7 protein-coding genes are annotated in these 10,587 nt (G+C 69.5%); 2 read left to right on the top strand and 5 right to left on the bottom strand.

Going from position 1 to position 10,587, the window contains the following annotated elements; translation table 11 throughout:
• The 3 genes from OOT08_RS12620 to OOT08_RS12610 all read right to left on the bottom strand — a co-directional run.
• The coding region (locus tag OOT08_RS12620; RefSeq protein WP_325093096.1) for an amidohydrolase family protein at positions 1-465 on the bottom strand (465 nt) is incomplete at its 3' end.
• A complete protein-coding gene (locus tag OOT08_RS12615; protein ID WP_325093095.1) occupies positions 462-1,826 on the bottom strand; it encodes an MFS transporter in 1,365 nt (454 codons plus the stop codon). The genes OOT08_RS12615 and OOT08_RS12620, both read right to left, overlap by 4 nt.
• Before the next feature lie 255 nt (positions 1,827-2,081).
• Positions 2,082-2,717 (bottom strand): FMN-binding negative transcriptional regulator, encoded by a 636-nt coding sequence (locus OOT08_RS12610; RefSeq protein ID WP_325093094.1) that lies wholly within the window; start codon positions 2,715-2,717, stop codon positions 2,082-2,084.
• Positions 2,718-2,798: 81 nt separating this feature from the next.
• Here OOT08_RS12610 and OOT08_RS12605 point away from each other — a divergent pair, with 81 nt between their 5' ends.
• Complete coding sequence (locus tag OOT08_RS12605; RefSeq protein ID WP_325093093.1) at positions 2,799-4,082, top strand: aminotransferase class I/II-fold pyridoxal phosphate-dependent enzyme; 1,284 nt, start codon at positions 2,799-2,801, stop codon at positions 4,080-4,082.
• Positions 4,083-4,191: 109 nt separating this feature from the next.
• On the opposite strand, the gene argG is transcribed toward OOT08_RS12605, so the two are convergent.
• Together argG and OOT08_RS12595 are read right to left on the bottom strand one after the other, a co-directional pair.
• Positions 4,192-5,619, bottom strand: coding sequence for an argininosuccinate synthase (argG, locus tag OOT08_RS12600; protein WP_325093092.1), 1,428 nt, complete (start codon positions 5,617-5,619; stop codon positions 4,192-4,194).
• 117 nt (positions 5,620-5,736) lie between these two features.
• Complete coding sequence (locus OOT08_RS12595; RefSeq protein WP_325093091.1) at positions 5,737-6,564, bottom strand: aldo/keto reductase; 828 nt, start codon at positions 6,562-6,564, stop codon at positions 5,737-5,739.
• Between the two features lie 137 nt (positions 6,565-6,701).
• On the opposite strand from OOT08_RS12595, the gene hrpA reads away from it, so the two are divergent.
• The gene (hrpA, locus tag OOT08_RS12590) at positions 6,702-10,553 is read left to right on the top strand and encodes an ATP-dependent RNA helicase HrpA (RefSeq protein WP_325093090.1); all 3,852 of its coding nucleotides are present in this window, start codon (positions 6,702-6,704) and stop codon (positions 10,551-10,553) included.
• Positions 10,554-10,587 lie beyond the last annotated feature (34 nt).

The raw sequence follows: 10,587 nt of genomic DNA, 5'->3' as shown, positions 1-10,587 counted from the left end.
GTCGGGATGGGCGTCGAGCACCGCTGTGCTGACAACGGAGGCGTGATTCGAGAGATGCTTCGCCCAAACCGGGCGGCCACCCCCGGCCACGTCCAGCTCCGCCGCGGTGAGGTGTTCCCCGCCCAGGGCTCGCTGGTCGTAGCCGACAACGTCGATCCAGGCGTCCGGGGCAAGATCCGCCGCGGCCTCCGCGATGCGGTCGAGCACCGCCTGCCGATGGGGCAACCCGCCCACGTCCAGGGCAATGCTCAACAGCCCGGTCGTCCCCAGGTGCGTGTGCCCATCAATGAGCCCGGGGAGCACGGTGGCCCCGCCGGCGTCGAGGGTTTCCCGGGCTGTCAGCCCGGCGATGTCCTCATCGAGGCCGAGAATCTGCCCGCGCCAGACCGCCAGTCGGCTCGCCCGGGGGCGGGCATCGTCCACGGTTCGAATCCGGGCGTTCTCCACAATCAGGTCGGCGATCATGCGCGCTCCTCCCCAGTCAGCTCGCGCTCTCGTTCCGGGACGGGAACGGTCTCGATGGAACCGGTGACGATGCGAGCGGCGATCCGCGCACGGTCACGTTCCACACCCGAGCGAATCATCGGGGTCTGCATCGCGAGGACGCAGACGAGAGTCACCACAGCGGTGCCGCCGAGGAAGATCGCGACGGAGAGCCAGCTGCCCGTCGCGAGGAACAGTCCGGTCACCATGGCGGGGGCAAAACCGCTGAAGATTCCGACGAGGTTGAAGCCGAGGGAAATGCCCGAGTAGCGAATGCGGCTGTCGAAGAGGTCTCCGAAGAGCGTCGGGTAGGCCGCGAAGGGCATCGAGATGATCGGGAACCAGAGCAGCATGGCCAGGATAATCGACCAGGCCTCGTTGATGTTGATGAGCAGGAAGAACGGAATAACGTACGCGATCCCCAGCGCCACGGCCCAGTAAATCAGGCTCTTCGGGCGAATCTTCAACATGAGCACGGCGAACACGGGAAGGGTGATGAGTTCCGCGACGCCGCCCCAAATCACGGCGGTCATCACCTGCCCCTTGTCGCCCTGCAGGGTGCCGGACACATAGCTGACCACGAACACGGTTGCCACCGTGAAGCCCGTGAGCTCGAAGACACGGGAGCCGGCCACGAGGAGAATTCTTCCCCACGCGGAGGCCACCGCCTCCTTGACCGGGTGCTTCGCGATGCCGTGCTCGGCAACCGCTTCCTTGTATCCCTCGGTCTCGTCCATGGTGCGACGGATGACGTACCCAAGGACGATCAGCACCGCGCTGACGAGGAAGGGAACCCGCCATCCCCAGGCGTACATGTCGTCCTCGGGCAGCAGGGCTACCAGGATAAAGGCACCGTTCGAGAGGATGGTGCCCATCGGGCTGCCCAGCTGGGGGACGACCCCGAAGAATGCCCGCCATTTCGGCGGCGCGTTTTCGGTCATGACGAGCACGGCGCCGCCCCACTCGCCGCCGACGCCGATGCCCTGCACGATGCGGACGGTGACGAGGAGCACGGCTGCGAAGCCGCCGATCTGATGGGAACTGGGCAGGAGGCCGATGGCGACGGTGGCGATCCCCATCACCAGCAGCGACGAGGTGAAGGCCCGCTTGCGACCGTAGCGGTCGCCGATGTGGCCGAAGATCACCGCGCCTAAGGGCCGGGCGAGGAAGCCAACCGCGAAGGTGAGCATGCTGAGCAGGGTGCCCAGCGCGGGATCTACCTGTTCGAAGAAGACCCGATTGAAGATCAGGGCTGAGGCGGTGCCGTAGATAAAGAAGTCGTACCACTCGATCGTGCTGCCGAGGAATGCCCCGACACTCGCTTTCGTCAACGTTGACTTCACGGTGAATCCTTTCAGAGGGGGTTCGTCGTTGAACCCGGTGGGAATGGTGCGGTACAGCGGTGCAGCAACGCGCCTGTTTTCCGCGGCGCGGCGTTTCGGTGCGGCTGTGCGCCGGATCCGCGCACGCACCCGGCGGCTCAGGGCCGGGGTCGCTGCACAGGATCCAGGCGCGTGAGGTGGCCGGCCCGGCCCGCACATCGGGCGGCCTGCGTGGAGTTTCAGACGCGCGGGTCCGGGAGGGGGGCGAGTGCGCGGCTAGCCCTCCCCCGACTCCGCGGCGAGGCGGCGCATCATCGCGGAGATCTCTGGCCGGTCACCAGAGCCGGAAGCGAGCTGCTCCGCGACGGTTTCGTTCTCTTCGGGGGTGCGGTTTTGGCCGATCTTGGTCTTCACCTCCAGCCGATCGATCGCGATCGCGAAGCCGACGATCTGCGGCAGCAGCTCCTCGAGTCGAGCGTTCGCCGCCGCGTCCAGGTGCCAGGCCGGGCAGCCAGCCGGAGTCTGCTCACGCTCGTGCGCGGCGATCAGGTCAATCAGATGCGCGCGAAGCTCGCCCTCATCGAGCCGCCTCGTGCGTCCGGTGACGTGCACCGGTGCGTAGTTGTAGGTCGGGAGCCCGGCCCCGCGGTACCAGGTCGGGGTGACGTAGGCAGCGGGGCCGGGAAACACGGCGGTGAGGGGAACCCCCTCGGGGATGGCCCGACTGATCGGGTCGGCGAGCGGGAGATGCCCGATGAGCGCGTCTCCCTCGCCGTCCCTCCGCCAGAGCACCGGCATATGCGCGATGCGGAGGGGATCTGGGGCGATCAGCGTCGCCAGGGGACGGCGTTCTATCAGCGCTTTCGCGGTTGCCTCCGGGGCGTCCGGGGCGTAACGGGGGTTGATCCACATTGACCGATACCAACTTTACTAATACAGTTTGAAACTGTGCTAACTGAGAAACTTGCGGGGCTAGAGTACACACACGAGCTGGTGAGCGCAATCACCCGGCAGATTCGAGACGGTGATCTTGCGCCGGGCCAGGCGTTGCCCTCCATTCGGCGGCTCGCCCAGCTCACCGGGCTCAGCCCCGGGACGTGCGCCACGGCGTTGCGCACCCTCGCGCAGCGTGGGCTGATCGTCTCGGGCCAGGGTCGGCGCAGCACAGTCGCCGAGCTGAGCCGACTGCCCGGGGTCAGCCGGGGGAACGCGCATCCGGGCCTGACCGATCTCAGCAAAATTGAACCGGACGCCGCCCTCCTCCCAGACGTTGCCGGATACCTGACGACTGACGCCTACGTGGCGAGCATGTATGACGCGACCAATGTGCTCCCCGAGTTGGAACGCACCATGCGCGAGCGCTTTGCCCGGGACGGCGCCTCCGGGCCGCTGACGATCACGAACGGCGCCCTCGACGCGATCGAGCGCGTCTGCCAGGCCCGTTTGCACCCCGGGGACACCGTCGTCGTTGAGGATCCCTGTTGGTCCACCCTGCGCACACTCCTGCGAGTACTCGGGCTCGACGCGATCGGCGTCCCCGTCGACGACGACGGCCTGGATCCCATCGCGCTCGCCGAGGCGCTCGCCGGCAGGCGCTGCGCCGCGCTAATCCTGACGCCGCGGGGGCACAACCCGACCGGGGCGAGCACCTCGCTGCCGCGGCGCGACGCGCTGCGCGCCGTGCTCGACCGGCACCCCGAGCTGCTGATCATCGAGGACGATCACCTCGCGGAGATCACGCCCGGCCCGTACCCCGGGCTGACCGCGGGCCGCCAACACTTCGCCGTGATCCGTTCCTTCAGTAAGGTGATCGGCCCCGATCTGCGCGTGGCCGCCTGCTGCATGGACCCCGACACGACCGACCAGGTGCAGATGCGCCAGCTGCTCGGGCCGGGCTGGGTCAGCCACGTTCTCCAGCGGATCGTCGCCCGGGTGCTGACCGATCCGGTCTCCCTCGACCGGATCGACCGGGCCGCCGCCGTGTACCGCGAGCGCCGCGACCTCCTCATCGACGCCCTCGCCGGGGCGGATATCGCGGCGCGGGGGGCCTCCGGCTTCACCGTGTTCGTTCCCGTCGCCGAGGAGGCAGAGGTCACGATGGGCCTCGCCCAGCGCGGCTGGGCCGTGCAGGCGGGCGGCCCCTACCGCTTCGCGAGCGAGCCCTTCATCCGGGTCTGCGTCTCGACGCTGCCGCCCACCGAGATCCTGCGCTTCGCGAGGGACCTGATCGCGGTGCTCGGCCCGGCCTCCCGCGCCGCCCTGCGCACCCGCCGCTGAGCCCGGGGCTAGGAAAAACGCCGCAGCCCCGCACACCGGAGGGTGTGCGGGGCTGCGGCGTGTCTGCGGACGGTCTCTCCGCGGCCCGAGTCGCTCGGGCCGGAGGGGCCTAGTCGGTGCCGGAGTCGAAGGCCGCGCCCTCGACGAGGGCGTCGGTGGCCCGGTCCAGGTCGCTCGAGTCAACGGCGCCAACGATCTCGTCCGCGCCGCCCTCCTCCAGCTGACCGACGAGCTCGGCGGTCGCGCCGCCGACGAGGCCGAGGCGCGCGTACTGCTCCAGGCGCGCACGCGAGTCCGCGATGTCGAGGTTGCGCATCGTGAGCTGGCCGATCCGGTCCTCGGGCCCGAAGGCCGAGTCGCCGACGCGCTCCATCGAGAGCTTCTCGGGCTGGTAGCTCAGCGAGGGGCCCGTCGTGTTCAGGATCGTGTAGTCGTCGCCGCGGCGCAGGCGCAGGGTGACCTCGCCCGTGATCGCGGAGCCGACCCAGCGCTGCAGCGACTCGCGCAGCATCAGGGACTGCGGGTCGAGCCAGCGGCCCTCGTACATGAGGCGGCCGAGGCGGCGGCCCTCGTTGTGGTAGCTGGCGAGGGTGTCCTCGTTGTGGATCGCGTTCACGAGGCGCTCGTAGACGATGTGCAGCAGCGCCATGCCCGGGGCCTCGTAGATGCCGCGGGACTTCGCCTCGATGATGCGGTTCTCGATCTGGTCGGAGACGCCGAGGCCGTGGCGGCCACCGATCGTGTTGGCCTCCAGGACCAGGGCGACGGGATCGGAGTACTCGACGCCGTTGATCGCGACGGGCCGGCCCGCCTCGAAGCGCACCGAGACCTCCTCGGTGGCGACCTCGACGTCGTCGCGCCAGGCGGCGACGCCCATGATCGGGGTCACGATGTCGAGGCCGGCGTCGAGGAACTCGAGCTTCTTGGCCTCGTGGGTGGCGCCCCAGATGTTGGCGTCCGTGGAGTACGCCTTCTCGGCGGAGTCGCGGTAGGGGAAGCCGCGCTCGACGAGCCACTCGCTCATCTCGTGACGGCCGCCGAGCTCGTTGACGAAGTCAGCGTCGAGCCAGGGCTTGTAGATGCGCAGGCGGGGGTTGGCCATCAGCCCGTAGCGGTAGAACCGCTCGATGTCGTTGCCCTTGTAGGTGGAGCCGTCGCCCCAGATGTCGACGCCGTCCTCCTTCATGGCGCGGACCAGCATGGTGCCGGTCACGGCGCGGCCGAGGGGCGTCGTGTTGAAGTAGGTCTTGCCGCCGGAGCGAACGTTGAACGCGCCGCACTGGAGGGCGACGAGGCCCTCCTCGACGAGGGCCGACTTCGCGTCGACGAGGCGGGCGATCTCCGCGCCGTACTCGTTCGCGCGGGCGGCAACGCCGTCGATGTCGGGCTCGTCGTACTGGCCGATGTCGGCGGTGTACGTGCAGGGCACAGCGCCCTTTTCACGCATCCACGCGACCGCGCAGGACGTATCGAGACCACCGGAGAAGGCGATACCGACGCGTTCGCCAACAGGGAGAGAGGAGAGGACCTTAGACATGCCCTCCATTCTAGGCTCACGCGCGGGGTGCTCCGTGCCCCTGGTATCCCAATTCGCCGCTTTCGCGGGGTGTTTTCGCGTGTGTTCCCGCGAAAGCGGCGCTCCGGGACCGCCGAATTACATGTCGCGCGGGTTCGTGGAGTAGTTCCGGCCTGCCTCCAGCGCCGTGAGGACCGCGTGCTCGGTCTCGCTCAGCTCGAAGTCGAACAGCGCGGCGTTCTCCTCCATGCGCTCGCGGCGCGTGGTCTTCGGGAAGACGATCGTGCCGTTCTCGATGTGCCAGCGCAGCACGACCTGCGCGGCGCTCTTGTCGTGCGCCGCACCGATCTCCTGGATCTGCGGCAGGGTGAGCAGGTCGCTCTTGCCCTGCGCGAGGGGGCCCCACGCCTCGATCGCGATGCCGTTCGCGCGGCAGAAGGCCGTCAGCTCCTGGCGCTGGTGCTCCGGGTGCAGCTCGATCTGGTTCACGGCGGGGAACTCGCCGGTGGCCTCGATGATACGCTCCAGGTGCTCCAGCTCGTGGTTGGAAACGCCCGCGGTCGTGGTCAGCCCGGCCTCGCGGAGGTCGAGCACCTGCTCCCAGGCGGAGACGAAGGTGTCCTGGCTCGGCACGGGCCAGTGCACGAGGTAGAGGTCGACGCGGTCCAGGCCCAGCTTGTCCAGGCTCTCGGACAGGGCGGCCTTCGCGTCGCCCTGGCGGTCGTTCCAGAGCTTCGTGGTGACGTAGATCTCCTCGCGCGGGATGCCGCTCTTCGCGATCGCGGCGCCCACCTCGGCCTCGTTTCCGTAGATCGCGGCGGTGTCGATGTGGCGGTAGCCGACCTCGAGGGCGTCGCTGACGATCCGCTCGGTCTCGCCGGGATCGACCTTGAACACGCCCAGGCCCAGCTGGGGGATCTCGGTCTCGTCGTTCAGGGTGATCGTGGGAATGTTGAGCGCGTTCATCGCGTCCTCTCGTCGTGGGCGGTGCCCCGATTCTATGCCTCGGCCCCGGGAATCGACAGGGGGGTTGCGCCGCCCGCGCACCCGGATTGACCCGGGCGGGTGCGTCCCCCAGGAAACACCGGGATAATGGGGAGGTTATGTCGATTCCCACGCCCCAGATCCAGTTCCCGCCGGAGCTGCCCGTCAGCCAGATGCGCGACGAGCTCGCCGAGGCGATCGAGGCGAACCAGGTCGTCATCGTCGCGGGCGAGACCGGCTCCGGGAAAACGACCCAGCTGCCGAAGATCGCGCTGAGCCTCGGCCGCACCCGGATCGCGCACACGCAGCCGCGCCGGATCGCGGCCCGCACGATCGCCGAGCGCATCGCGGAGGAGCTCGGCGACGAGCTGGGCGGCATCGTCGGCTACCAGGTGCGGTTCACCGATCAGGTCTCCGAGCGCACCCAGATCAAGCTCATGACGGACGGCATCCTGCTCAACGAGATTCACCGGGACCGGGACCTCAAGAAGTACGACACGATCATCATCGACGAGGCCCACGAGCGCAGCCTCAACATCGACTTCCTGCTCGGCTACCTCAAGACCCTGCTGCCGCGCCGTCCGGACCTCAAGGTGATCATCACCTCGGCCACGATCGACCCGGTGTCGTTCTCGAAGCACTTCAACGACGCCCCCGTGATCGAGGTCTCTGGCCGCACCTTCCCCGTGGAAATTCGCTACCGCCCGCTCGTCACCGAGACGACGACCGGCGCCCCGCCGAACGAGAAAATCCGCCGCGAGGAAACAGACCTCTTCGAGGGCATCGTGCAGGCCGTGGGCGAGCTCGCCCGCGAGGAGCCGGGCGATGTGCTCGTGTTCCTCTCCGGCGAGGCCGAGATCAAGGACGCCGCCGACGCGCTCGGCGGGCACCTGCGCGCCACGAGCCGGGCCGCGCGCACCGAGGTGTTGCCGCTCTACGGGCGGCTGACCGCGGCCGAACAACACCGGGTGTTCGAGAAGCACCGCGCCCCGGGCATCCGCCGCATCGTGCTCGCGACGAACGTGGCCGAGACGAGCCTCACAGTGCCGGGCATCCGCTACGTCGTGGACGCGGGCACCGCCCGCATCTCGCGCTACAGCGCCCGCTCGAAGGTGCAGCGCCTGCCCATCGAGGCGATCTCGCAGGCCTCCGCGAATCAGCGCTCGGGCCGCAGCGGCCGCACGAGCCCCGGCATCGCGATCCGGCTCTACGCGGAGGAGGACTACGAGTCCCGCCCCGTGTTCACGGAGCCCGAGATCCTGCGCACGGGCCTCGCCTCGGTCATCCTGCAGATGCTGAGCCTGGGGCTCGGCGACATCAACGCCTTCCCGTTCCTGACCAAGCCCGACTCCCGCGGGGTCTCCGACGGCCTGCAACTGCTCACCGAGCTGGGCGCGGTCACCGAGCCGCCCAAGGGCAGGAAGGGCGAGGCCGCGAAGCTGCACCAGATCACGAAGATCGGCCGGGACCTCTCCCGGCTGCCCATCGAGCCGCGCTTCGGGCGCATGGTGCTCGAGTCCCGCACGCACGGCGTCACCCGCGAGGTGCTCGCGCTCGTCGCCGGGCTCACGATCCAGGACGTGCGCGAGCGCCCCGAGGCCCAGCGTGGCAAGGCCGATGAGCTGCACCGGCGCTTCGCGGACCCCACCGGCGACCTGATCACGCTCGTCAACCTGTGGAACTATCTCCAGGAGCAGCAGGCCGAGCTGAGTAGCTCCGCCTTCCGCCGCCTCTGCAAGGCCGAGTTCTTGAACTTCCTCCGGGTGCGCGAGTGGATGGACCTGTATCGCCAGCTCAGCCGGCTGACGAAGTCGCTCCGGCTGACGATCAACGAGCCGTCCCAGGACGGCGACGCGATTCACCGCTCCGTCTTGGCGGGGCTGCTCTCGCACCTCGGCGCGCTCAACGAGCAGCAGGACCGCCGCGCGGCCCCCGGCAAGCGCAAGCCCGCCGCCGAGTACGTCGGCTCCCGGGGCTCGAAGTTCGTGCTCTACCCCGGCTCGACCCTCGCGAAGAACCCGCCGGACACCGTCATGAGCATCGAACTCGTGGAGACGAGCCGCCTGTTCGCCCGCGGCAACGCCGCCATCGACCCGGAGTGGGCCGAGGAGCTGGCCGGTCCGCTCGCCAAACGGAGCGTGAGCGAGCCGCACTGGGAGAAGCGCCAGGGCGCCGCCGTCGCCTACGAGCGCGTCACCCTGTACGGGGTGCCGCTCGTGGAGCGCCGCCGCATCCAGTACGCCCGGGTCGACCAGGCGCACGCCCGCGAGCTGTTCCTCCGGCACGCGCTCGTCGAGGGCGAGTGGGATTCCCCGCAGGCCTTCGACCGCGCGAACCGGCAGCTGCGCCGCGAGCTGGAGCAGCTGGAGGAGCGCACGCGCCGCCGCGACATCCTCTCGGACGACGACGCGATCTATGCCTTCTACGACGCCCGCGTCCCCGCCGAGGTGGTGTCCACGCGCACCTTCGAGGGCTGGTGGAAGCAGACCCGGTTGACAAACCCGGATCTGCTCACGCTGAAGCGCGACGACCTGCTCGCCGAGGACGAGGCGGACGCGGTTGACGAGGCGGCGTTCCCGAAGCAGTGGCAGCACGGGGACCAGACGCTCAAACTGCGCTACCGCTTCGACCCGACGGCGGAGGACGACGGCGTGACCGTCGCCGTGCCGTTGCCCCTGCTGCCGCGCCTGAAGCCCGAGGACTTCGGGCGGCTCGTGCCGGGGCTCCGGCTGGAACTGGTCACCCAGCTCATCAAGCTCCTGCCGAAGGCGATCCGGAAGAACGTGGTGCCCGCGGCCGACTGGGCGAAGCGGCTGCTCACCAACCTGAGCGAGGCCCTGGACGACCCGAAGCTCGCGGACGAGTCGCTGCCCGCGCTCCTGGCCGCCGAGATCCGCCGCCAGACGAGTGTGCCCGTGACCGCGGCCGACTTTGACGTGGCCCGGCTGCCCGCGCACCTCACGCCGACCTTCCGGGTCGTCGACGAGCGCGGCCGCGCCATCGGGGTCTCCAAGGACCTCGCGGAACTGCAGACCGCGCACCAGGATTCCTCGCGCTCCGTCGTGGCGAAGGTCGCCGCGGCGAGCCTGCCGAAGAGCGACCTGGAGCGCAAGAACGTCACCGCCTGGGACTTCGGCGACCTGCCGCAGTTCGTCGACACGAAGCACGGGGGCGGCGTCGTACGCGCCTACCCGGCCATCGTGGACCGGCGCAGCTCGGTCGAGATCGTCCTCGTGGCCGACGAGCGCGAACAGGAGCGGCTGAGTCGCCGCGGCGTGCGCCGCCTCGTGGCGCTGTCGAGCCCCTCCCCCGCGAGTTACGTCCGCGAGCACCTCAACAACCAGGAGAAGCTGCTGCTGTCCGCGGGGCCCTACCGCGGCCTCGACGCCGCGCTCGCGGACATCAGCCTGGCCGTGGCCGAGCGGATCATCGGCCGGCATTCGCGGGACGGGCTCGTCTGGCAGGCGCACGTCTTCGAGGCGATCGCGAACGAGTACGCGTCCAAGCTGATCGACGAGATCTACGCGGCCGTCGCGCTCACCGCGCAGGTCCTCGACGGGCTGCGCACCGCGCGCAAGGCCATTGACCGGGCGAAGGCGCTGAACGTGCTCAGCCAGGTCGCGGACGCGGCGGGGCAGGTGGATGCCCTCGTCTTCGACGGCTTCGTGTCCCGCACGGGCCTCGACCGGCTGGCCCGGCTCCCCGTGTACCTGCGCGCGGTCGCCGAGCGGATGCCGAAACTGACCGAGAACCCGGGCCGGGACCGCGCCTGGCAAAACGAGGTGGAGCGCGTCACCGCGGCCTATGAGCAGGCCGGGGGCGAGTTCCCGACGAAGCCGGATGCCCCGGCGCACCTCGTCAAGGCCCGCTGGCTCATCGAGGAACTGCGCGTCAGCCTGTTCGCCCAGCACCTGCGCACCGCCGAGCCCGTCTCCGCCCAGCGCATCGCCAAGCTCCTCCGCGACGGCTAAGCCGGCCGCCGCCACCCCGGACAGCGGTTCCGCA

This window comes from Leucobacter sp. M11 (assembly GCF_035726885.1).
Classification (GTDB): Bacteria; Actinomycetota; Actinomycetes; order Actinomycetales; family Microbacteriaceae; genus JAPFRB01.
This window is presented reverse-complemented; position numbering and strand designations above follow the sequence as displayed.

Excerpts from the sequence above, each read along its gene's own strand:
- OOT08_RS12595 (WP_325093091.1), bottom strand. The coding sequence starts at position 6,564 with ATGAACGCGCTCAACATTCCCACGATCACCCTGAACGACGAGACCGAG.
- hrpA (WP_325093090.1), top strand. The coding sequence starts at position 6,702 with ATGTCGATTCCCACGCCCCAGATCCAGTTCCCGCCGGAGCTGCCCGTC.
- argG (WP_325093092.1), bottom strand. The coding sequence starts at position 5,619 with ATGTCTAAGGTCCTCTCCTCTCTCCCTGTTGGCGAACGCGTCGGTATC.
- OOT08_RS12610 (WP_325093094.1), bottom strand. The coding sequence starts at position 2,717 with ATGTGGATCAACCCCCGTTACGCCCCGGACGCCCCGGAGGCAACCGCG.